The organism is [Brevibacterium] flavum, from assembly GCF_019317305.1.
Classification (GTDB): domain Bacteria; phylum Actinomycetota; class Actinomycetes; order Mycobacteriales; family Mycobacteriaceae; genus Corynebacterium; species Corynebacterium glutamicum.
The window spans coordinates 3,279,439-3,302,997 of sequence record NZ_CP079240.1 but is presented as its reverse complement, the minus strand read 5'-3'; the positions used below and the strand labels follow the sequence as shown (position 1 = coordinate 3,302,997).

20 protein-coding genes and 1 pseudogene are annotated in these 23,559 nt (G+C 55.7%); 6 read left to right on the top strand and 15 right to left on the bottom strand.

The window, feature by feature from the left end; all coding sequences use genetic code 11:
- Positions 1–2: 2 nt before the first annotated feature.
- Both KW808_RS15925 and KW808_RS15920 read right to left on the bottom strand, forming a co-directional pair.
- Positions 3–779 (bottom strand): DUF1684 domain-containing protein, encoded by a 777-nt coding sequence (locus KW808_RS15925; RefSeq protein WP_004567963.1) that lies wholly within the window; start codon positions 777–779, stop codon positions 3–5.
- Between the two features lie 183 nt (positions 780–962).
- Positions 963–1,937: a bile acid:sodium symporter family protein gene (locus tag KW808_RS15920; protein WP_003855200.1), complete on the bottom strand. Its 975-nt coding sequence runs from the start codon at positions 1,935–1,937 to the stop codon at positions 963–965.
- Positions 1,938–2,239: 302 nt separating this feature from the next.
- Here KW808_RS15920 and KW808_RS15915 point away from each other — a divergent pair, with 302 nt between their 5' ends.
- Positions 2,240–3,352, top strand: a complete 1,113-nt coding sequence (locus tag KW808_RS15915; RefSeq protein WP_004567961.1) for an NADH:flavin oxidoreductase/NADH oxidase — start codon at positions 2,240–2,242, stop codon at positions 3,350–3,352.
- Positions 3,353–3,401: 49 nt separating this feature from the next.
- On the opposite strand, the gene KW808_RS15910 is transcribed toward KW808_RS15915, so the two are convergent.
- The 3 genes from KW808_RS15910 to KW808_RS15900 all read right to left on the bottom strand — a co-directional run bounded on the left by KW808_RS15910 (position 3,402) and on the right by KW808_RS15900 (position 6,317).
- Positions 3,402–3,752 (bottom strand): Rieske (2Fe-2S) protein, encoded by a 351-nt coding sequence (locus KW808_RS15910; RefSeq protein ID WP_003855195.1) that lies wholly within the window; start codon positions 3,750–3,752, stop codon positions 3,402–3,404.
- Between the two features lie 73 nt (positions 3,753–3,825).
- Positions 3,826–5,412, bottom strand: a complete 1,587-nt coding sequence (locus tag KW808_RS15905; protein ID WP_004567960.1) for an ABC transporter permease — start codon at positions 5,410–5,412, stop codon at positions 3,826–3,828.
- A complete protein-coding gene (locus tag KW808_RS15900) occupies positions 5,409–6,317 on the bottom strand; it encodes an ABC transporter ATP-binding protein (RefSeq protein WP_004567959.1) in 909 nt (302 codons plus the stop codon). The genes KW808_RS15905 and KW808_RS15900 overlap by 4 nt, the downstream gene beginning before the upstream one ends.
- Positions 6,318–6,482: 165 nt before the next feature.
- Here KW808_RS15900 and KW808_RS15895 point away from each other — a divergent pair, with 165 nt between their 5' ends.
- The gene (locus KW808_RS15895; RefSeq protein WP_004567958.1) at positions 6,483–7,295 is read left to right on the top strand and encodes a PTS sugar transporter subunit IIAB; all 813 of its coding nucleotides are present in this window, start codon (positions 6,483–6,485) and stop codon (positions 7,293–7,295) included.
- A 24-nt stretch (positions 7,296–7,319) separates the two neighbouring features.
- Positions 7,320–8,860: pseudogene (gene ulaA, locus KW808_RS15890) on the top strand (PTS ascorbate transporter subunit IIC).
- Positions 8,861–8,995: 135 nt separating this feature from the next.
- Here the strand turns inward: ulaA and trpA are convergent.
- The 8 genes from trpA to KW808_RS15850 all read right to left on the bottom strand — a co-directional run bounded on the left by trpA (position 8,996) and on the right by KW808_RS15850 (position 16,573).
- On the bottom strand, positions 8,996–9,838 hold the full coding sequence (gene trpA / locus KW808_RS15885) for a tryptophan synthase subunit alpha (protein WP_004567954.1): 843 nt from the start codon (positions 9,836–9,838) through the stop codon (positions 8,996–8,998).
- Positions 9,835–11,088, bottom strand: a complete 1,254-nt coding sequence (gene trpB / locus KW808_RS15880) for a tryptophan synthase subunit beta (RefSeq protein WP_499652352.1) — start codon at positions 11,086–11,088, stop codon at positions 9,835–9,837. Before trpB ends, trpA begins: the two co-directional genes overlap by 4 nt.
- A 16-nt stretch (positions 11,089–11,104) precedes the next feature.
- On the bottom strand, positions 11,105–12,529 hold the full coding sequence (trpCF, locus tag KW808_RS15875; RefSeq protein WP_004567952.1) for a bifunctional indole-3-glycerol-phosphate synthase TrpC/phosphoribosylanthranilate isomerase TrpF: 1,425 nt from the start codon (positions 12,527–12,529) through the stop codon (positions 11,105–11,107).
- The gene (gene trpD / locus KW808_RS15870; protein ID WP_004567950.1) at positions 12,522–13,568 is read right to left on the bottom strand and encodes an anthranilate phosphoribosyltransferase; all 1,047 of its coding nucleotides are present in this window, start codon (positions 13,566–13,568) and stop codon (positions 12,522–12,524) included. The genes trpCF and trpD overlap by 8 nt, the downstream gene beginning before the upstream one ends.
- 18 nt (positions 13,569–13,586) lie before the next feature.
- A complete protein-coding gene (locus tag KW808_RS15865; RefSeq protein WP_004567948.1) occupies positions 13,587–14,213 on the bottom strand; it encodes an anthranilate synthase component II in 627 nt (208 codons plus the stop codon).
- On the bottom strand, positions 14,210–15,766 hold the full coding sequence (locus KW808_RS15860; protein WP_004567947.1) for an anthranilate synthase component 1: 1,557 nt from the start codon (positions 15,764–15,766) through the stop codon (positions 14,210–14,212). Before KW808_RS15860 ends, KW808_RS15865 begins: the two co-directional genes overlap by 4 nt.
- A 198-nt stretch (positions 15,767–15,964) precedes the next feature.
- Entirely contained in the window at positions 15,965–16,018 is a 54-nt protein-coding gene (trpL, locus tag KW808_RS15855) for a trp operon leader peptide (RefSeq protein WP_020948662.1), read from the bottom strand.
- A gap of 42 nt (positions 16,019–16,060) precedes the next feature.
- A complete protein-coding gene (locus KW808_RS15850; RefSeq protein ID WP_003855171.1) occupies positions 16,061–16,573 on the bottom strand; it encodes an SdpI family protein in 513 nt (170 codons plus the stop codon).
- A gap of 305 nt (positions 16,574–16,878) precedes the next feature.
- On the opposite strand from KW808_RS15850, the gene KW808_RS15845 reads away from it, so the two are divergent.
- Positions 16,879–18,117 carry a dicarboxylate/amino acid:cation symporter gene (locus KW808_RS15845; RefSeq protein ID WP_004567945.1) on the top strand — a complete coding sequence of 413 codons (1,239 nt, stop codon included), beginning with the start codon at positions 16,879–16,881 and terminating at the stop codon, positions 18,115–18,117.
- A 552-nt stretch (positions 18,118–18,669) separates the two neighbouring features.
- Here the strand turns inward: KW808_RS15845 and KW808_RS15840 are convergent.
- On the bottom strand, positions 18,670–19,998 hold the full coding sequence (locus KW808_RS15840; RefSeq protein ID WP_004567943.1) for a 3-hydroxybenzoate 6-hydroxylase: 1,329 nt from the start codon (positions 19,996–19,998) through the stop codon (positions 18,670–18,672).
- Positions 19,999–20,035: 37 nt separating this feature from the next.
- On the bottom strand, positions 20,036–21,370 hold the full coding sequence (locus KW808_RS15835; RefSeq protein WP_034983387.1) for an MFS transporter: 1,335 nt from the start codon (positions 21,368–21,370) through the stop codon (positions 20,036–20,038).
- A gap of 64 nt (positions 21,371–21,434) precedes the next feature.
- Here KW808_RS15835 and KW808_RS15830 point away from each other — a divergent pair, with 64 nt between their 5' ends.
- Together KW808_RS15830 and KW808_RS15825 are read left to right on the top strand one after the other, a co-directional pair.
- Entirely contained in the window at positions 21,435–22,211 is a 777-nt protein-coding gene (locus KW808_RS15830) for an IclR family transcriptional regulator (RefSeq protein ID WP_004567940.1), read from the top strand.
- Positions 22,212–22,430: 219 nt separating this feature from the next.
- Positions 22,431–23,558, top strand: coding sequence for a cupin domain-containing protein (locus KW808_RS15825; RefSeq protein ID WP_004567939.1), 1,128 nt, complete (start codon positions 22,431–22,433; stop codon positions 23,556–23,558).
- The last annotated feature ends 1 nt before the right edge of the window (position 23,559 follow it).

Genomic DNA, 23,559 nt, shown 5'->3' with positions numbered 1-23,559 from the left:
TATTATCCTCCAGCAACCACCCACTTCTCCCCTGCCTCCACGGTGAGATTGAGGTGGTTGTTCAGGCTGGGCGATGGGCACAGGAACTTTCGGTTCAATGCCTTTGGGGGAAGATAAGCGCGGTTGAAATCAATGATGGTGTTTCCCTCGGCATCAGGGCGTGGGATGTCGACAAAACGATGCTGATACACGCCCAACGTCGAGGAATTGTCGCTAAATAGTGCCCGTAGATTATTTTTCTGAACGGTTACGCGAAGACGGTAATCCAGACGGCCCTTCAAAAAGTGCACCCAACCCGCAGTAGGCGTGGCAACGATAACTCCATCAGCTGCAGCGGTGTTAACAGTGTCAGGTTCCGGGAAGAAGCGAGCCTCAATCCGCCATTCCTCGGACGGTGGGAAAGCTGCGATGGAGTGGAATTCAAAACGCTTCGGATTGCGTGCATCAAAAATCTGAAGTGCAAACTGTCCAAGCCGTTCAATGACGGTGAGGGTGAAATCTTCCGCTATCAAGAGCTCACCGGGGCGCAGTTGCACCGTTCCAGTTGTTGCGAAAGCTGGTGGTAAATGTGCTCCCACTACCCCGCCGCCTCGTTGATACCATCGCCCGGGAAGTGAAGGAAAAGTGTGTGCGTCTTTGAGTGTGGTGGCGCTAATCCACTCAGTGGCGCTCAGGCTGGTGGCGCCAGTGCGGCTGATAGCCTCTTTGTTTCGGGAAAAATGCCAAGCGTGCCAAGCGGTTTGATCAAGGGGATTAGTTGCCTGCAGAGTGTGAGTCATGAGTGTGCTTTCCGTTAGCTGCTGCGAATGTACGCTTTCGTTTCAAGCTAATCTAGACCATGCTGTCTATTTGGGGAAGGTGTTTTATTCACACCGGCCCGAACTGCCTCGAATGCAAAAAAGTGGCCCCCGGAAGGTGACCACTTTCATTGCTTGACCAGCTTGGCTAGCTATTGAGGACTTTTAGGCGTTGGCTTTCTGTTCCTGCGCATCACGACCATAACGAGCTGCAAGCCATGCACAAATCATCAGCTGGACTTGGTGGAAGATCATCAACGGCAAGATGAGCAGGCCGATATTGGCGCCACCGAAGATGACTGCCGCCATTGGGAGGCCTGTGGCCAGGGATTTCTTGGTTCCGCAGAACTGAATAGCGATGGAATCTGCCCGATTAAATCCAAGGCGTGTAGCCATGAACAGCGTGAACCACAGCATGGCCATCACCAGCAGAATAGCGAAAACAATGAGGTAGATAATCTCTAGAACGCTCACAGTGGACCAAATGCCAGCCACCATGCCGGCAGAAAACGCGGAGTACACGACCATCGCGATCGAGCCGCGGTCCACGATTTTTGTTGCTTTGTTGGCCGCAAAATTCTTCACCCAACGCCTACATACCTGGCCGAGGATGAACGGCAGCAGAAGCTGAATCGCAATGTCGAGGAAGACCTGGGAATCCACGTGAACTCCCCCGCCCGCAGACATGACGAGCATGACCAGCAGCGGAGTGAGGAAAACACCCGCAAGGTTGGAGAGCGATGCCGACACAATCGCACCAGCTACGTTGCCTTTAGCGATCGAGGTAAACGCCACCGATGACTGCACGGTGGACGGAACGAGCGTGAGGAACAAAATTCCCCGATAAATATCTTCCGACACAAATGCAGTCATCGGCTCGAGCCCAATGCCGATAAGTGGGAATATTCCGAAGGTGATCGCCAAAATAGTCAGGTGAAGCCTCCAGTGCTTCAGACCATTCAGCGCCTCTTGGGTGGATAGGCGGGCACCATAAAGAAAAAACAGCAGCGCAATGGCAATCTTGACGGCGACATCAAACCAATCCGCAGCAACCCCGCGAACTGGAATGATGATCGCCACAATGACAGCCAGCACAATGAGGACAATGAGCGGATCTAAGCGTTTGAGGCGTTCAAGCATGCACATTAGTGTACGGTGCAATCGCCTCAAACACCGGGAAAAATTTGGCTTTAGACGCCCACCTGCATGCTCTGCTTGTGGCTTGTGGGTGGTACTGTGAGAAGACATCGCGTGGGGGCATGGGCGTTGGAAATGACCAGCAGTTTTAGGTGAACCCAATATTGGTTCCCCTGATGCTCAGCGAATCAAGTTACTTGAAATGAAATAGTGGGATTAACCCATTAATTTTATCGTTCTATTTAGTTTCGTCACTGTGTCGTTAATCAATTGATTTCCTGTGTGGATGAATCAGCGCAAGGATTGTGGATTTTTGGACTATTCTCGACACCATGACTTCCCTCCTTACTCCCATTGCAATCCGTGGATTAGAAATTCCCAATAGGATGTGGCTCGCGCCCATGTGCCAGTACCAAGCCAATAACCTCGATGGGGTTCCACTTGATTGGCACCTCGTGCATTACGGAGCCCGAGCTGTTGGCGGCTTCGGACTCCTCATCGCGGAATCCACCGGCATTAGTCCAGAGGGAAGAATCTCATCGCGTTGCACTGGCCTATGGAATGAGGCCCAAGTTGAGGCATGGGAGAGAATTACAAATTTTGTCCACGCTCAAGGTGGACTGATCGGTGTGCAACTTAACCATGCAGGCCGCAAAGCGAGCACATATCCGGCCCTTCCTAACTTCCCTACTGGTACTCAATCAGTTGACGAGGGTGGATGGGAAACCTTTGGACCTAGTGCTGTCGCTCAGCCGGGGCTTGCAGATCCGACCGAATTGACCCGCGAAGGTATTGAAAAGGTTATTCAGGATTTCGCTGCTGCTGCAGAGCGCGCGGTGCGTGCAGGGTTTGATGCTGTGGAGGTCCATGGTGCCCACGGTTACCTGTTGCATCAGTTCCTCACTCCCCTCGCAAATAAACGTACTGATATTTATGGAGGTTCGTTTGAGAATCGCACTCGACTTTTTAGGGAAGTAGCCCAGGCGATCCGTGCAGTGATTCCTGACTCGATGCCACTGATTGCCCGGATCTCTGCCACGGACTGGATTGATGATGAACCTTCGTGGGATGACGATCAAACCGTCTCGCTTGTGTCAGATCTGAAAAAGCTGGGTGTGGATGCAGTCGATATTTCCACCGGAGGTGCAGTACCTGCGACAATCCCTGTGGAGCCCAGCTATCAAGTGAAATTTGCTCGTCGTGTGAAGCAAGAGGTGGGTATCCCTACCTCCGCGGTTGGATTAATTACTCATGTGGGTCAGGCGCAGGGGCATCTTGATCGTGGAGATGCGGACATTATTTCGCTGGGTCGAGCTGCCCTCCGCTACCCTTCCTGGCCACTATTTGCTGCGCATGAACTGGGGAAAACTCGCGATGAGATCCCCTACCCACCTTCCTATGCGCGAGGTGCGTGGTAGAAAAATGGCGATGTTTCACGTGAAACATCGCCATTTTTTGTCTGTTTTTCTACTGCACGGACGCGCTCAGAGTGTCGCCGTCCTGCTTGAGATTAGCGCTGGTGAGTCCGTTCTGGGCTGGGCCGGACACAACTGAACCATCGGAAATGTTGAAGACTGACTTATGGTTCGTGCAAATAACAGTGTCTCCCTCTACCTTGGTGATGCGTGATCCCTGGTGTGGGCATGCAGAAGAGTAAGCCACGAAGTTGCCTTCGGTTGGCTGCGCAATGATTACGGAACCCAAGATGACAGAGCTTCCGACGGGGACTTCAGTAGCCGCTACCTCCTGATCTGGTTCAGTACCACAGGCTGCAAGAAAAGCACCTGCGAAGGTTGTTGCTGTTCCAAGAAGAAACATGCGGCGGCTACACATGGGGGCTGGTTGAGTCATAATGCCTAGTATCGTCCAGAGAATCTTATTTGGCCAGTTGCTAAAGTAGGTTCCTTCGCTGCGCCCCAAGTAGGCCTACTCCCCCAAGAGCGACACCAATAATCGCGAATGTGAGCAACGGCCACACTGCTTCATCGGAGTTTGCCCATGAATGTGTCAGTGGCGAGAATTCCATTTGCTGCTCGGTGAGTGAGAACAATGGGCCGAGGAGAGTCACTACCGACGCCGCAATAATGGGGAGCCAGGCAAGGTGGATGACGCGCGGTGCAAGTCCCGCTACTGCGATTGCGATTCCTAGGAAGAACAGTGCATGGACGGCAATTGAGAGGCCGGAAAGCACCATGAGGGAGGTCCCGTCTTCCACTGTCGACGGTTGGAGATACAAACCCAGGAGAGCACATAGAATGGCGAAAATGGTGCAGGAGGTTAGCGTCGATAAGCATGCTTGAACGCAGCCCCATAGGGGCGACCAGCGGCGCACGCCCGTGCTGCGGACCGCGTCGATGAGGCCTTCGCGCTCTTGGCCGATGAACCCGATGACGGGCAAGACCACTGCGATGCTGAGCAGAATAGACGCGATTTGGAAGACGTAGACGATGAAGGTGATCTGCAATTCGCCCGCTGGCAAGAAGGCTTCGACGGCTTGCATCGTCGCGGCATCGTCTTGCAGCGACGGCAGGAGTGAGTCGATGAGGGGAAGGAAAATCAGCAGAACCAAGCCGATGACGATCGACCAAGTGATCAGATTTCCTCTGTGAAGCACCATGTTCAGGCTGTACAGGCTTCGGATTTTTCGCTCGCGGTAGCGCTTCGAACCTCGAAGGTGAAGCAGGCTTTCATCGAAGGGGCGCCGGGAATCGAGGGTAAATGCAACGCCGATGAGCGCCGCGCACACGATGGCCAAGACCAAAGCCTTCAGCCAACTGTCTTCCGTGAAGGGTGCGATCACTGTGCGCCAGCCCTGCGGTGACACCCAGTTGAGGTGAGTTGCCCAGCTTGACGACGATGTGTCAGCGAACATTCTGATCAAAAATGCGGCACCCACGCTGAGGAGGCCAAGGCGGTTGAAGTTGGTTCCCCTCCCCCACAAGCTCTGTAAAATACTCGTGATGGCCATGGTAGCGAGCATGGTGAGAGTGATGGTTACGCCGAACGCTATGCTGCCAGCGACCGTGATTTCATCAATGCTTAGATATCGAAAAGCGAGCAGGATGAAGGCGCACACCGCACCGTTGAGGACAGACACAATCGTGCCTGTGGCGATCGCCGCGCCGAAACGGGAAGAACCGCTGCGCCCCGAGGCATACACATACTCGACGAGACCCGAGCTTTCAGGTTTGCGATGAAGCGAGCTAAACAGCAAAACCATCATCACCGACGACAACACGCATAACCATGCTCCAGTTTCCCAGGCGCTTAATTGCCCAATGGTGCCAGGCGATGGAAGATGGCCATACATTGCTTGAGTGCCCACATTATTTTGCACACTTGAGACAACCGGCCCACGGCTCGCAAGGTCCGGATAGGTGGCAACATATGACGGCGGGGTGATGATGAGAAATACCCAGATGCCAAGCAGCCACCACAGAATGAGCATCCGACGAAGACGTAGATTAAGACGGATCATTGTGATGCCTTGCTTTCTGAACCACTCACGGTTTCTCCATAGTGACGCAAGAAGATCTCCTCCAGCGACGCCGCGGTGCTGATGATGTCCTGGCCGCCAGCGTCGATGATGATGCGCAAAATATCGGGAACCTCGGAGGCATCGCAGGTGATGCTGAGATGGCCAGCATCGAAATCCACTTCTCCCCTGCCAGCAAGGTGTTGAGGTACCGCCGGAATCGTGGCAGTAATGCGGTGAGCGGAGATCTTCCTCAGATAGCTCACCTCATTGGACGCAACTGCTCGTCCCTCTTTAAGGACCGTGACGTAATCACACAGCTGCTCCACCTCACTGAGAATGTGGCTGCTGAGTAACACGGACGCGCCGTTGGTTCGTGCCTTGCGGACATAGGTGACAAAGACTTGCTCCATGATGGGATCCAAGCCTGCGGTGGGCTCGTCAACGATGAGGAGCTCGGGCTCATGACTGAGCGCCGCGATGAGACTGACTTTCCTTCTGTTACCTGTCGAGTATTCGCGGATCTTCTTCGAGGGATCCAATTGGAAGGCATCGATAAGCTCGTTTTCAAGAGCTCGGTTGGATGGAGTCTTGCGGAGTGATTCGAGTGCCCTGAAAACTTCCGCCCCAGTGAGGTTGTCCCACAGTGTGGCATCTCCTGGAACGTAACCAACTCTTCGAAGGACATCGGGGTGAGCAACAGGATCTTGGCCGAGAATAGCGACTGAACCTGTTTGGGGTTTTAGCACTCCAATGAGTGCCCTGATGGTTGTTGACTTTCCTGCCCCGTTGGGGCCGAGGAAGCCGTGAATGCTCCCCTGCTCCACTGTGAGGCTGAGGCCGTTGACGGCTGTGAACGAGCCAAAACTCAAACTTAGATTTTGAACCTGAACTGCCGGAGTGTTCATAACTCTCATTCAACTCCACTTGGAGACAAAAATCAGCAGATGTTTCACGTGAAACATCTCGCGTGGGAACTTCGAGGTGTCTTCGTGGGGCGTACGGAGATCTAGCAAGTGTGGCTTTATGTTTGACCCTATCCGAATCAACATGCAGTGAATTAACATCTACTTATGTTTGTACTCAAAGATCTGCTAAAGGCAGAACGCATAGAACTCGACCGCACGGTCACCGATTGGCGTGAAGGCATCCGCGCCGCAGGTGTACTCCTAGAAAAGACAAACAGCATTGATTCCGCCTACACCGATGCCATGATCGCCAGCGTGGAAGAAAAAGGCCCCTACATTGTGGTCGCTCCAGGTTTCGCTTTCGCGCACGCCCGCCCCAGCAGAGCAGTACACGAGACCGCTATGTCGTGGGTGCGCCTGGCCTCCCCTGTTTCCTTCGGTCACAGTAAGAATGATCCCGTCAATCTCATCGTTGCTCTCGCTGCCAAAGATGCCACCGCACATACCCAAGCGATGGCGGCATTGGCTAAAGCTTTAGGAAAATACCGAAAGGATCTCGACGAGGCACAAAGTCCCGAGGAGATTCAAGCAATCTTAGAGAAGGCAGCAGCGCCGGTGAAGCAGAAGGCTCCTGCTGTGGCGCCTGCTGTAACACCCACTGACGCTCCTGCAGCCTCAGTCCAATCCACAACCCACGACAAGATCCTCACCGTCTGTGGCAACGGCTTGGGTACCTCCCTCTTCCTCAAAAACACCCTTGAGCAAGTTTTCGACACCTGGGGTTGGGGTCCATACATGACGGTGGAGGCAACCGACACTATCTCCGCCAAGGGCAAAGCCAAGGAAGCTGATCTCATCATGACCTCTGGTGAAATCGCCCGCACGTTGGGTGATGTTGGAATCCCGGTTCACGTGATCAATGACTTCACGAGCACCGATGAAATCGATGCTGCGCTTCGTGAACGCTACGACATCTAACTACTTTAAAAGGACGAAAACATTATGGACTGGTTAACCATTCCTCTTTTCCTCGTTAATGAAATCCTTGCGGTTCCGGCTTTCCTCATCGGTATCATCACTGCCGTGGGATTGGGTGCCATGGGCGTTCCGTCGGTCAGGTTATCGGTGGAGCAATCAAAGCAACGTTGGGCTTTTTGCTCATTGGTGCGGGTGCCACGTTGGTCACTGCCTCCCTGGAGCCACTGGGTGCGATGATCATGGGTGCCACAGGCATGCGTGGTGTTGTCCCAACGAATGAAGCCATCGCCGGAATCGCACAGGCTGAATACGGCGCGCAGGTGGCGTGGCTGATGATTCTGGGCTTCGCCATCTCTTTGGTGTTGGCTCGTTTCACCAACCTGCGTTATGTCTTCCTCACCGGACACCACGTGCTGTTCATGTCCACCATGCTCACCATCATCTTGGCCACCGCCGGATTTGATGCGTGGATTGTGGTGGGTGTGGGTGCTCTCTTGCTCGGTATTCTCATGGTGTCGTTGCCTGCGTTCGCGCATCCGTGGACTCGCCGAATCACTGGCGATGATTCCATTGCCATTGGACACTTCGGCACCGCAGGTTATGTTGCTGCCGGTGCAGTCGGCCGACTGGTCGGTGGCAAGGGCAAGAAGGCCAGCCCTTCCACTGAGGATATGAAGGTTCCGGAAGGCTTGCGCTTCCTCCGCGACTCCATGGTTTCTACAGCTCTGTCCATGGCGATCATGTACATCATTTTGGCTATTTTGTTCCTGGTGCGCGCAGGAGAACAAGAAGCCTTCACTGCATTCCCCAATGGCGCCACCAACGTAGGCAACTACATCATGCAGTCCTTCACTCAAGGTCTGCAGTTCGGCGTTGCAGTTGCCGTGATTCTCTTTGGTGTCCGCACCATTCTTGGTGAACTGGTCCCCGCATTCCAAGGTATTGCTGCGAAGGTTGTTCCCGGAGCTATCCCCGCATTGGATGCACCGATCGTGTTCCCCTACGCGCAGAACGCCGTTCTTATCGGTTTCTTGTCTTCCTTCGTCGGTGGCTTGGTTGGCCTGACTGTTCTTGCATCGTGGCTGAACCCAGCTTTTGGTGTCGCGTTGATTCTGCCTGGTTTGGTCCCCCACTTCTTCACTGGTGGCGCGGCGGGCGTTTACGGTAATGCCACGGGTGGTCGTCGAGGAGCAGTATTTGGTGCCTTTGCCAACGGTCTTCTGATTACCTTCCTCCCTGCTTTCCTGCTTGGTGTGCTTGGTTCCTTCGGGTCAGAGAACACCACTTTCGGTGATGCGGACTTTGGTTGGTTCGGAATCGTTGTTGGTTCTGCAGCCAAGGTGGAAGGTGTTGGCGGGCTCATCTTGTTGCTCATCATCGCAGCGGTTCTTCTGGGTGGCGCGATGGTCTTCCAGAAGCGCGTCGTGAATGGGCACTGGGATCCAGCTCCCAACCGTGAGCGCGTGGAGAAGGCGGAAGCTGATGCCACTCCAACGGCTGGGGCTCGGACCTACCCTAAGATTGCTCCTCCGGCGGGCGCTCCTACCCCACCGGCTCGAAGCTAAGATCTCCAAAACCTGAGATTTCCTGAACCGCAAACAAAGAAGCCGCCTCCCAGCCCGAGAGCTAGGAGGCGGCTTCTTTGATGTTTCTACATTCTCTCAGAATGTTTCACGTGAAACATTGCCACATTTAAAGGTCTAAACCTTCTTGGTCGCTGCCTTCATCGCAGAGATGAACTCAGTGAGATCCTTCTTCAAACCGTCCATATCTCGAATGGTGGACGGGTTCGGGTGCTCACCTTCGCAGTGGGAAGCAATGATCTTGGTGATCGCGGAACCCGTGATCGCACCGGAAGCACCCGCTGCAATTGCGTCTGCCACGTGCTGAGGGGATGAGATGCCGAAGCCCAAGAGGATGGGTGCGCCATCAAATTTCTTGATGTTGTCCACCACTGCGGACAGGCCGTCGGTGGATGATTCACGTTCGGTGCCGGTGACGCCGTCGCGGGAGATGGCGTAGATGTAGCCCTTTGATGCGGCGGAGACACCCTCGAGGGTTTTCTCGCTGGCGTTGGCCGGAGCGATGTAAATGGGATCAATTCCGGCTGCTGCAGCTGCTGCAGAAAACGGTGCGCCTTCGCGGACTGGGACGTCTGGCAGGAGGATGGAGTCTGCGCCAGCTTCAGCGAACTCTTGGTAGAAGCGATCCAAGCCACGGGTGAAAGGAACGTTGCCGTAGATGAGCATTCCGATGGGAACCTCTGGGTAGGCTGCGCGCACGCGCTTGATCTGCTCGAGTGCGCTGTCTACGGTGGCGCCGCCGTCGAGTGCGCGGAGGTGGGATTCCGCGACGGTGGGGCCATCGGCAACTGGGTCGGAGAAAGGTACGCCAAGTTCCAGTGCATCTGCGCCAGCTTCGATTGCTGTGGAGATGATCTGGAAAGCCTCCTCTGGTGAAGGGTCGCTCAGCATGATGAAGGGAACAAAGGCGCCCTCCCCTGCCGTGTCGAGGCGTGCAAAAAGATCGTCGTAACGGCTCATCGGTTGTCCTTCAGGATCAGTTCTGGATTTTCTTCGAGGGTGCGGCGCACGTGGTCAACGTCCTTGTCGCCACGGCCGGATAGGGAGACGAGGATGGTTAAGTTCTGGCCTTCCTCTTCGGCGGTCTTGGCGCGCTTGAGTGCGTAGGTGAACGCGTGTGAGGATTCCAGTGCGGGGATGATGCCTTCGTAGCGGGCGAGGTACTGGAATGCTTGGAGGGCTTCGGCGTCGGTGATACCAACGTAGGTGGCGCGGCCGGTGGCGTGCAGGTGTGCGTGCTGTGGGCCGACGCCTGGGTAATCAAGTCCGGCGGAGATGGAGTAGGACTCTTCCACTTGGCCGTCGGAGTTGCGCATCAGGTAGGAACGGGTGCCGTGCAGGATGCCGATCTGACCGTTGGTGATGGTTGCGCCGTGCTTGCCGGAGTCGAGGCCTTCACCGGCTGGCTCAGCGCCGACGAGCTCTACACCTTCATCGTCAATGAAGTCTGCGAACATGCCGATGGCGTTGGAGCCACCACCGACACAGGCGACCACAACGTCGGGAAGCTTGCCGGTGCGCTCTAGCATCTGTGCCTTGGCTTCCTCAGAGATCACCTTGTGGAATTCACGCACGATGGTTGGGAATGGGTGCGGGCCGGCGGCGGTGCCGAGAAGGTAGTGGGACTCGTGGAAGGTTGCGGTCCAATCGCGCAGCGCTTCATTCACGGCGTCCTTCAGGGTGCCGGAACCAGATTCCACGGGGATGACCTTCGCGCCGTGCAGCTGCATGCGGTAGACGTTGGGCTGCTGGCGGGCAACGTCCTTGGCGCCCATGTAGACAACGCACTCGAGGCCCATGAGCGCACATGCGAGAGCGGTGGCGGTGCCGTGCTGGCCTGCGCCGGTCTCTGCGATGATGCGGGTTTTGCCCATGCGCTTGGCAAGCAGCACCTGGCCGATCACCTGGTTAGTTTTGTGTGCACCGCCGTGGACGAGGTCTTCGCGCTTGAGGAAGATCCGCGCAAAGCCTTTGCCTTCGCCTGCGAGTGGCAGGTTGGAGCATTCGGTCAGCGGGGTTGGGCGGCCAAGATAATCGCGGAGGTAGCCGCCGAGTTCTTCGCGGAACTCTGGGCTGTTGGTCGCGTCAACGAAGGCCTTCTCCAGCTGGTCGAGAGCAGGCAGGAGGGATTCCGCGACGAACTGGCCGCCGAATTCACCGAAGTATGCAGGCAGCAGCGTGGAGCCGCCCAAGTTTTCTTTTTCAGTCATGATCCTATTTAAACCTTTAATAATGGAATGTGGAGATGGTCGCGAAAATTTTCAGCAGCGCGCCGGCGTCTTTCGCCCCAGCCCACGTGCCTGCACCGGCGGGGTATTCCACGCCAGAGTTGATGTCCAAACCTGCGCAGCCCACAGCGAGTGCCTGCGCAGCGTTGTCCGGAGAGATGCCTCCCGCGAGCAAAGACTTTGCCTTCACAGCGGCCGGCACCGTAGCCCAGTCGAATACTTCCCCGCTGCCACCTTCATGGGCATCAAGAATTAGCTTATCGACGTCACCCTCCACCGCAGCTGCCACTTCAGCCCCCAAGGGGCTGGACATCGAGATCGCGCGCCAGACCTGGACCTGCGGTCCAACCTCTTCACGAACGGCGGCGATCAATGCCTTTTCTGCTTCGACGCTGTCCTGCAGTGGGGCGTGGATTTGTACGGCGAAGATGCCGTCGACAAGAAAATCCTTGTACCCGGAGGTGCGACGGCTGACCGCGACGTAGCGCAGGTTGGGCTCTGCGGCGATGATTTTTTGCGATGTTTCACGTGAAACATTGCGTGGCGATGCCTCTTCGAAGATGAGCCCGCCGTAGACAGCACCCGCTGCGCGAGCGGTTTGTGCTGCACTTGGTGAGGTGAGTCCGCAGACTTTGTTGGGGCCGTAGACCAATTCGCGGGCTGCCAGATCGACGTTTTCCTGGCTGGTCAGCTGGGAGCCAACGAGGAATGCATTGGAGTGCCCACCTAGCTGGCGGACGGTTTCGGTATCGCGCACGCCAGACTCAGACACGAGCACGGCATCTGCTGGAATGAGCTTGGACAGGCGACGTGAACGATCCAAATCAATGGACAGATCATGCAGGTTGCGGTGGTTGACGCCAAAGATCTTCGCACCCAGCTTGATGGCGCGGGCGACTTCCTCCTCATCAATAACCTCGGTGAGGATATCCAGATCAAAACGCGCAGCCTCGGCAGCGAGTGCTGCGTACTCTTCATCATCAAGCACAGAGAGCATGAGCAGGATGGCATCAGCACCAAAGTAACGCGCCGCGTGTACCTGGACAGGATCAATGATGAAGTCTTTGCACAGCACCGGAAGATGAGAGGTAGCGGCAACGGTAGCGAGGTGATCGTAATCGCCACCAAAACGATCCGGCTCGCACAGCACGGAAATGCCGCTGGCGTAGCGAGAGTACACGCGAGCGATTTCACCCGGCTGGTAGTGCTCACGAATCATTCCCAAAGAAGGCGATGCGGACTTGCACTCCATGATGAAACGCGCCCCTCCCCTACCCTGGTTGAGGGAATCGAACAGAGAACGGGTGGATTTTGGAAGCGCATCCACATCCACGTGAGCGATGCGAGCGCGAATTTCCTCCAGGTGTCCGCGACGACCCTCCACGATGCTTTCCAACACCGTGGGCAGATTATTACTAGTCATTGGAAGACTCCTTTTCTGAGTAATCGATCTCTTCGTGCTTGGCCAACCATGCCTGGGTGGTGCCGTCGGCAAGCAAGGAAAGCGCCTTTTGTGCACCATCCTTCAAGGAGTCGACATCGCCGTTGAGGTAGAACATCGCACCTGCGGACGCAGCCAACGCATCACGGTGTGCATCAGGGCCGGTGCCCGCGAAAGTAGCGCGCATAGCTTCGGCGTTCTCAGTGCCGAGGCCACCCACGAGATCCTCAAGGGTGTAGCGGCCAAGGCCAAGGTCCTCAGGCTCGATGGTGTAATGCTCGATGGTGCCGTCTTCTTTAAGCTCCCACACCAAGGTGGTGCCGTGGACTGCGATCTCATCGGTGCCTGCGCCATGCACAACAAGCGCGCGTGTACGGCCCAGCTCGCGGAAGACCTCAGCGATGAGCTGTCCATGATTGGCATTGGCCACGCCCATGATCTGACGCTCCGGGCGCGCCGGGGACAGCAATGGTCCAAGCGTGTTGAAGATGGTGGGGAACTTCAGCGCCTGGCGAACCGGCTGCACATGCGCAATCGCAGGGTTGTACGCAGGTGCGAACAGGAAGGTGAAGTTGGACGCTTCGAACCACTTCACAGCACGATCCACATCAAGGCCCAAAGGAATATTCAGCGCCTCCAGCACATCGGCGGAACCGGACTTGGAGCTCACTGAACGGTTGCCGTGCTTAGCCAGCTTCACTCCACCGGATGCTGCGATCAGGGAAGCGCCGGTGGTGATGTTGATGGTGTTGGCACCGTCGCCACCAGTACCAGCGGAATCTAGCAAACCTGCGCCAGTAATCGGGAACGGACGAGCCGCCGCGAGGAATGCCTTGGCAGCGCCGGCAATATCAGCGAACTGCTCACCGCGAGTACGGATGGTGGCAAGCAGCGCTGCGATGTGCACGTCATCGTATTCACCCACAGTCAGCGGGGTGAACACCTCAATTGCCTCCTCCAGGGTTGGAGTGGGGTTATCCAAGTAGGCGTTGAGAACTTTCAGTGTTGCTGGAGAAGTCATGAATCAAATCCTTTTTTATTAGTTCGCGAGAAGCTGTTCGACACAGCGGGACAAAATGATAGGACCCGTTGGGCTCAGCACTGACTCAGGGTGAAACTGCAGGCCAATGGCCTTTCCATCGGTGGTGCGTGCCGCCATGATGACATCACCAATCTCCGAGGAACAGGTGCCCAGTGATTCAATACCGTCTGGGGCAACCACGCAGCCCAGTGAGTGATAACGGCCAATTGGAACCTTGCGGCCTGGGATTTCTGGATGATCAGGCTCAACATCAGTGGCAAGACCTGCAAAAACAGGGCTCTGCACACCTGCATCAGTAAGGATCATGTTGTCGGTGGTGCCGTGCACAGGGCCACAAGGCTCAACCTTGCCGCCGTGGTATTCGATGAGTGCCTGGTAGCCGAGGCAAATACCCAGTAAAGGAATCTGGCCGAGTGTGCGCTCGATCAGCGCCATCATGTTGCCCGCATCGGCAGGGTAACCAGGTCCAGGTGAAAGGCAGATCAGGTCCGGGTTGGCTGCCAAAATGGTTTCAACTGGCACCGTATTGCGGAACACCGTGCACTTATAACCGGCCACAGCGAACGCATCCACCAGGTTGTAGACAAAAGAATCGTGATTATCAATGAGAACAACGTGTGTCATCGGATGACCTCCAAAGTGGAACCAGCAGCAAGCGCAATGGCATTCAACACGGCATACGCCTTGTGCAACGTCTCATCGGCTTCAGATTGAGGATTAGAATCGCGGACCACACCCGCACCAGCCTGCACAGCAGCCACACCATCCTGGACAAACGCCGAACGAATAACAATGCAATTATCCATATCGCCATCGCCGCGCAGGTACCCCACTGCCCCACCATAAGAACCACGCCTGCGCTTTTCGACGCCGCGCAACAGCTCCATAGCGCGCAACTTCGGAGCGCCGGTCAACGTGCCCATATTCATGCACGCCCGATAGGCGTCCAAAGCATCAAGCTCTGGGTCCAACGTCGCCGTCACACGGGACACCAAGTGCATCACGCGGGAATAGCGATCCACCTGCAAAAGATCCGCAACCCGGCGCGACGCTGGGACCGAGACGCGGGCCAGGTCGTTGCGGGCGAGATCGACAAGCATGGTGTGCTCCGCGATCTCTTTGGCATCAGTGCGCATATCCAACTCATTGCGGATATCTAGCTCATCGTTGATGGAGCCATCTGGGTTGAGTCCACGGGGGCGGGTACCTGCGATTGGGTACAGCTGCAGCTCACGGTTAGCAGCGGTGAACTTGAGGTTGGACTCAGGGGATGCGCCAAAAAGTTCATAGGAGCGGCCTTCGTTGAGGCCACGGATATAGAACATGTACGGCGACGGGTTGGTGGCACGCAGCTGCAGATAAGCAGCGAATGCATCAGGACATGGTGCGGTGAAAGTGCGCGCCGGGACAACTTGGTAGATGTCACCGTTGTAAATGTTTTCTTTCAGCTCATTGATCTGGGTGCGGAACTGAGCATCGGGAATATCAGCCACAACGCGAAGAGTGTCGCCGTCGTGAGGGGTGGTTTGGTAGGCGTGTTCGGTTGCGGGGAGGGCGGCGTCGATAAGCAATGAAAGCTTGTTGAGCTCGGCCTCGAGCTCGCCTGGGGTGTTGGAGACGCCGGTGAGTTTGGCGGTCTGGTCCTGGTGATTGATGTCCAGGACGATTTCCGCGAGGACGAACTGGTAATCGGGGTAAGTGTTGACGCTCTCCTCGACAGCGGGGAGCGTTTCAAAGGTTTCTAAGAAATCAAAGGCGAAACCGCCCATGAGCAGTGGCAGGGACGCGTCGCTGTAGCCGGACTCGAACTGCAACTTGCGCAGCACTTCGATGGTGCTTGGTGCGGTGAGGCGCTCGCGCTCATCAACAGCATCGGAGGCCGGGAAGCTAAAAGTATTCTCTGCGGTGTTGTACTGGGAAAGCTGCTGTGTCAGGCGTGCGACCACTGCCCTACCCGAGTCCGTCAGTGGCTGCGTTACCACCGTGTTGCCCGTGCACGTAATGCGCACCGAACTCTTCAACACCGCGAGGGAAGAAATACCATTCTTGGTGGTGATATCAGCGCTTTCCAACAGGGCTGCATCATCTGCGGTTGTGCCACCCAAGTGGGCAAACAACGCAGAAGCATCCTCGTGATAGCGGACATCTAGGGAGAAAACATGGGGATTCGTGCTCATGGGGCACCTACCGAGGAAATCATTGTGGGGCTGAAGCCTTTCTGGGAAACATCAAATAATTACTCGCTGCGAGCTTCATTCGATCCAGGGCTTGCCGGTTGTGGGCTAAAAACCACAAAAGGCCCGCTTCTTCGTCGAACGAAGTACGAGCCTTAAAAAATTCATCAAAGTGAAAACAACTTGAGGTGTCAGGCTCGCTTAGTTAGCGCGCCACCACCACTGGGTGCTTTGACTGAGACAAGAGTTATTCACAAAATGGGACTTTATCACATAGTGGGAAGCTTGTCTCAATTATTAATCATTTTTGGGTTCTTGCGTAGTTTCCGCAGCTCTACGCACTGCATCCAAGTCAATCTTGGGGGCATTCAGCGGAGTTTTGTTAATAATCGGCGAGGTAATAGTCACACCACCGGCCTCTTCAATTTCAGCGGAAACAGGCGCCTGCGGGGTTTCGCGACTGCGCTTCGCGTCAACCATCGCAACAGTATGCGCAGCCATACCCGCACCCATGCCAATGAACACGATGGCAGCGACAACACCCAATGCCACGACCAGCCACATCCAACCAGAAGCCACAAACGCAACTAGCGAGGCAATAACAAAGGAAACTCCCGACAGCACCCACAACGGGCCAGCGACACGGTGCGCCATATCCCACAATTCTTGGGATTTACGCACCTCAGGGACACGAATGCCCACAACCGGGTTGCCAGGGAGCTTAGCCGCCCACCCCAAAGCACCAACCACGATGAGAAGGACTGCAAGAACGCCAAAAAGGCTACCAAGAATAATTCCGATCACCGTCATAACAACAACTCTATCCCCACCAATATTCCAGCGAGTAATTCATCCTGAATTCTTCACTGCACGATCCTGACATTAAAAGGTATGATGCTCCGCCCCAAAGAACTAGGTTTGACCACAAGCCTGCAGTAATCTGACACACGTCGCAGTTGTTTGGTGGAGTTTGTCAAGGCTCCAGGCAGGGTCTACACGAGCTGTCCTTGTGACCCGTCACTTCCAAGCCGCACACAAAATTCCATCACGCGCTGCCGAGCATTGCTCAGACAGCACCTGATTAGAAATAAGGAACAACCATGGACATAAAGAGCATGAGCTCGTCGCTGCTGTTCCGAGTGATCGTTGCCATCATCCTCGGAATCATCTGCAGCCTCTTCTTCCCGGTGTGGCTCGCTGAGATCTTCACCACCTTCAACGGCCTATTCAGCAACTTTCTGGGCTTCTTCATCCCAGTGCTGATCTTCTCCCTCATCGCCCCCGCTATCGCAGGGCTCGGCCGAGGCGCTGGCAAATGGCTCGGCATTGTTGCAGCAATCGCCTACGCGTCCACCGTCTTCTCCGGTCTGATCGCCTACGGAGCATCCCAAGCGCTCTACCCATGGCTGCTGAAAGACCACCAAAGCGTCACCGAAATCGACCTTGATACAGGTGCCCTCCAGCCCTACTTCAACATCGAGATGCCACCACCATTTGAAGTGATGACCGCACTGCTGCTGGCATTCTGCCTCGGCCTGGGCATGGCTGTAATTAAATCAGACACCCTGTTCAAGGTAACCCGCGACCTCGAGCGCGTAGTCATGAAGACCATCACCGCCTTTGTCATCCCACTGCTGCCACTCTTCATCTTCGGCATCTTCCTCGGCATGGGCATGAACGGTGGCCTCCTGGAGATCATGTCCGCCTTTGGCAAGGTACTGATTCTCGCCGTCGTGGGAACCCTGCTCTTCCTAACCATCCAGTTCATTATCGCTGGTGCAGTATCCAAGAAGAACCCATGGAAACTGTTCAAAAACATGCTCCCTGCATACTTCACTGCACTGGGCACCTCCTCTTCAGCGGCAACCATCCCAGTGACCTACCAGCAGACCCTGAAAAACGATGTTGATGTCAACGTCGCAGGCTTTGTTGTCCCACTGTGCGCCACCATCCACCTAGCTGGATCGATGATGAAGATCGGCCTCTTCACCTTCGCTGTTGTCTTCATGTACGACTTGGAAGTAGGCGTCGGCCTCTCCATCGGATTCCTCCTCATGCTGGGCATCACCATGATCGCCGCACCAGGCGTTCCCGGCGGAGCCATCATGGCAGCAACCGGCATGCTGGCCTCCATGCTCGGATTCAACACCGAGCAAGTCGCCCTCATGATCGCCGCCTACATCGCGATTGACTCCTTCGGCACCGCAGCAAACGTCACCGGCGACGGCGCAATCGCAGTCATCGTGAACAAATTCGCCAAGGGCCAGCTGCACACCACTTCCCCAGATGAAATGGAAGAAGACGACCGCGTTGCCTTCGACATCACTCCATCGGATGTGGAACACCACAAGTAGAAACCCGCATTTTCTGTAGTTTTTACTGCGGTTTGATCGCACCAGCTCGATGCGGCTGGTGCGATTTTCTCTGTCTTGAGGGTTCGTGGGGGGCTGTGTAACGGTGGTTCGGGCGTAGTTCGGCGTATCTCGGGCCAGTTCGGGCCGCTAAAAAGGGGAAACCAGACAGGCGTGACAAGAATCTGGATTTTCGCCAGGTTTTGGCACGCCTGTCTGGTCTGCCTCGAAAAGGGTGATTTCACGACCGAGATCCCTAAAAGTTTGACCTCACAGAATCGCTTCTAAGAGCCTTAACTGGCTCTCCCTAGACTCACACCCATATGGAAATCTCGACGCCTTAAACACCCATATTTCGCGGTTGTTTCTTAACTGCGATTTCACGGTGTCGAGTTCATGGTTCCAATACCTCAAGCTCAATTTCTCAACAGCGATTTCGCTCGGTTTTCCCCGGTTTTCCGACTGAAATCGCTGTTAAGAAATCGAACTTAAGAACTCGACATTAAAGAGCCTGCCTGGGAAAAGCACACAATTTTCCCTTAACAGGTGAGGCTTCTAGTTCTGCTCGAGGAGGGCGTATCGCCATTCCTTCAGTGCTTGTGGCATTTCGCCGAGCTCAGGGTTGGCGATGTGGGCACGCTTGGATGCATCGTAACCCCACAGCCAATCTGCGTAGATGAACCAGCCGTTGCGGTTTGCTTGGCGGAAAACTTCGTTGCGGATGAGACGTGCGGTGCCTTCCACATGCCAGAGCTCTCCCCAGAAACGGCCAACAGTTTGGATGCGGCTGCAGCGTGGTCGGCGTTCAGCTTCCACCTCTGCGAGTACCTCTTCCCAATCGAGGTTGCCAGCACGCGCAGCGTCGGCAGCGAAGAGGGCGACAGCCTCGGCGTCTTCCATGGCCATGACCGCGCCTGAGGCGAGGTACTGGAGGGGTGGGTGGGCGGCGTCGCCAAGCAGCAACATGCGGCCGATACGCCAGTTCTCTAGAGGCTCGCGGTCGGACATTTGCCACCAGTTGTTGCGCCACAGGGTGTCCAGACGGTCCTGGATGAAGGGGTCGCAGTGGTTGTAGGCGCGGTCTAATTCTTCGGGGTTGCCCCAGTCTTCTGGGATGTCGCCGGCGGTGCGTCCATCGAGGTAACGCTGGGATTCAAAGACGGCGACCTGGTTGAGGAGTTCTCCGCCGCGCAGTGGGTATTGGATGAAGTGTACGTGTGGTCCGATGTAGCCGATGACGGATTTCAGGTCCTTCATTTCGGCGTCTTCTGCCAGCTTGGAGGTGCCGCGGTAGGCGACGTAGGAGGAGGCGACGGGGGCGTCGTCGACAAGCTTTTTGCGCATGACCGAGTGGATGCCGTCGAAGGCGAGGAAGGCGTCGACAAGCAAAGTCTTGTTATCTTCGCCCTTGTTGATGGAGGATTCGATGTCAACCTCGATACCGCCGTCGACGGTGCGGGAATCGGTGACCAGGACGCCATTGTGGAGCTTCGCGCCCGCTGCTTCGGCGTTGGTGACCAGGATGTTGAGCAGGTCAGAGCGGTGAATCACCAGGTAGCGACCGCCGTAGTGTTGCTGGAATTCCTCATCGAAACGCATGGTCAGGATGGTTTCGCGGTTGACGGCGTCGCGGAACTGCATGTCTTCTGGGAGGTAGCCGGCCGCGACAATTTGGTCGAGCAGACCCCAGGATTCCAGCATTCGCCAGCCGTGCGGACCGATCTGGAGGCCAGCGCCGACCTCCTTGAACTCAGCTGCGCGTTCGTACAAAGTGACATCGGCGCCGCGCAAAGCAAGCGCAAGAGCTCCGGCTGCGCCACCAATTCCGCCACCGGAAATAATGATCTTTTGGCCGCGGAGTTCATCAGAATGTGGAAGAGACATGGGTGAAGTTTCCTAACTGTGAGTTGAAAAAGGGGGTTTAGCCTTGGATTTCGACTTTGTGGGTGACGCTGTAGGTCTTTTGCAGGCGCAGCAACACGCTGAGAGCCAGCGCAGAGAGCAGCGCAGCGGTGCCGAACATGATGAAGTTGGAGTTCACGCCCAAGTTCCATGCGAGCAGCAGGCCAGCGAGCTGCGGGGCCACAACCGCACCAATACGACCTACACCTAGCGCCCAGCCCAGTGCCGTGCCACGCAGGTTGCTTGGGTAGAAGTTGGCGACAGCTGCAATGATGAGGATCTGAGTGCCGTGGGTGCCCACGCCAGCCAAAATGAGAATGACATAAACTGCGGTGACAGGCGGGTAAGTGAGCAGCAGGAGCAGTGCAATACCGGCGATACCTGCAGCGATGACACCGGAACGGATTGGTCCGAAACGATCGCCAGCCCACGCTGTAACCACGGATCCGATCACTGCGCCGAGGTTCAGGGCCAGGGTGAACATCAATGCATGGCCGAACTCATAACCTGCAGTTTCCATGAGGCGAGGCAACCATGTGCCTAGGCCGTACCACGCGAGCAGGGTGACAAATGTGGCGAGCGCGAACCAAATGGAGATCCAGCGGTAGCGATCGACAAGCAGATCCTTGAAACCTGCGGGATCATCGTGGCCTTCTCGACTCTCGTGATCCGCCTTGATGGCCTTATCGGAAGGAATGACCTTCATGGCGATCGGCAGGCCGACAACCAGTGGGATCAACGCGATGAGGAACATGAAGCGCCAGCCCCACTCCTCTGAGGAAGGAACAACCACAAGTGCCAGCACTGCCGCTATGGAACCACCAATGGGAACGCCCGACATCATCACCGTTGCCCACGCTGACATGGTCTTACGTGGAACCAAATCAGAGGTCATCGCATTAACTGAAGGCACCAAGCCGCCCAGACCTAGGCCTGCGATGAAACGGAAAGCGCCGAACACCCATGGGTTTGGAGCAAATGCACACAGCATGGTGAAGACAGAGAGAATCAGCACGGATCCAATCACCGCTGCTTTTCGGCCCACACGGTCTGACAGTCGACCAATGAACACAGCGCCGATCGCCATGCCAAAGAACGCGGTGGAGCCGATGGTGCCCAGCGTTGCAGAGCTTAAGTTCCACTCCTTAGCCAGGGCTGATTGGACGGTGCCGTACACAATGAGGTCGTAGCCGTCGAAAATGACAAAAAACCAGCCAATGAGCACCGCAGCCAAGCGTCGGCCGCTGATGCCCAAGATGGTGAGGCCTTTGTTTTCAATTGTTTGGGAGCTATTCGATGCTCCGAGAGTTGACTCTGTCACAAGTCCTCCCGATTCTGGTGAGTGTGATGTCATAAACACATAATCGAGGTGAGGCAAGTTACAATCAAAGGGATTCCGCTATCTGGAAAGAGTGATTATGGATAACGTCGCCCCCACCCAGGGGTTACCCCCGAAAGAATTTCTAAGCTCTGTCGACATTGCATTGCAGCTCATTTTGCTGCTCCGTGACTCTGGAAGTTTGACCATTTCCGGTGCCGCCGAAACCCTTGGAGTGGGCGCGTCTACCATTCATCGATCCATGTCAATGCTGGTCTACCGGGGTTTTGCAGTCAGAAGCGAGTCCCGCACCTACCTTCCAGGCTCTGCATTGGCGACCTCCGCGCTGCAGCCAGGCCTTGGCGCTGACTTGACGAAAAAATGCAGTCACTACATGGAATCAATCGGCAAGGAAACTGGCGAAACAACCCACTTGGTGATTCTGCAGGGAGATAGCGTTCACTTTATTCACAGTGTTGAAGGTTCCCTGCCGGTGCGCGTGGGCAATCGCCGAGGTCAAGTCATGCCCGCCATCCAAAATTCAGGTGGATTAGTGATGCTTGCAGAGATGTCAGCCCGGGAGCTTCGAGCACTGTATTCCAGCCTGGGCGATGAGGAATTTGAGAATTTAAGAAAGCGTCTTCGCAGGACCCGGGATCGAGGCCATGGCGCAAACTTTGGCTTCTTTGAGCAGGACGTTAGTGCAGTTGCGGAGCCTTTACTCAACGATGTGGGTGATGTTTTAGGTGCAATTACAGTGGCTGTGCCGTCGAATCGGTTCCGGGAGGTCTATCCGAAGGCGGTGCAGGTTTTGGAACGACATATGCGGGATCTGAACAAGGCTTTAGCTGATTACCGAGTGCCCGAAAAAGGGTGAATGGGGGGAATTTTCAGAGCTGTCACACCCCCGTTTCCTGAGGGGAATACTTAGATTCCACATAGCGGAATTATCTTGAGTCACCTTTCAAAGACCAATATGTTCGAAGTCACAAACACTTCAAGGGCTAGACGTATGCAGGTGTTGGGGATTGCTTATCTCAAGGGCAATCACACCCTTCATACGCATCTACAACATCCGTAAAGGAGGACTCCAACAATGGGCGCCCCAGGTAAAAACGATTACGCAACTGAACACGTCAAGCAAGAAGTCCCACCCGCAACTCCAGAAGAGCAGGCAGAGCTGGACACCATGTACAAACGCATGGATGACCTGCATCTAAAGCCCCTGTGGACTCAAATCGGTGGGTTGATGCCAAACCACCCGGAACCACGAGCTGTGGCACACAAGTGGGATTGGGCGGAACTCCTGAAGCTCGCGCAGCGCTCCGGTGAACTCGTTCCAGTTGGGCGCGGTGGCGAACGCCGTGCCATTGGCCTGGCAAACCCAGGTTTAGACGGCAATACCTACATCTCCCCTACTCTGTGGGCAGCGATTCAGTACCTCGCACCAGGTGAAAACGCGCCAGAGCACCGCCACTCACAAAACGCATTCCGCTTTGTTATCGAAGGCGAAGGCGTGTGGACTGTCGTTAACGGCGATCCAGTACCAATGCGACGCGGCGACTTCCTGCTTACCCCAGGCTGGAACTACCACGGCCACCACAACATCGCTACCGAGCCAATGGCCTGGCTAGACGGGCTCGATATCCCATTTGCGTACCAAATGGACACCGGATTCTTTGAGTATGGCACCGAAAAACTCACTGACGAATCCACCCCAGACCTCTCCCGTTCAGAACGCCTGTGGGCCCACCCAGGACTTCGCCCAGTCTCCTTCCCAGGAAAAACTTCCTACTCACCAATTGGGCGCTACGCCTGGGAGCACACCGACGCAGCACTCAACGATCAGCTGGCATTGGAAGAAGCAGGATACCCAGGAACAGTCGCGCCGGGACATGCTGCGATTCGCTTTTCCAACCCAACTACCGGTGGCGATGTCATGACCACCATCCGCGCAGAGTTCCACCGCCTGCGGCCAGGAGCATCCACTACCCCCATTCACGAGGTAGGAAACCGTTGCTTCCAGGTATTTGAGGGTTCCGCAACAATCAATGTTGGAGATAAAACCTTTGAAGCTAACCACGGCGATGTGATCAATGTACCGTCGTGGCAGAAGTGGAATATCGTCGCTGGCTCTGACGGCGTCGACTTGTTCTGCTTCTCTGATACACCAATTTTCGAGGCCCTTAACCTCGCACGTACTTTTACTCCGGAAGGAATCTAGA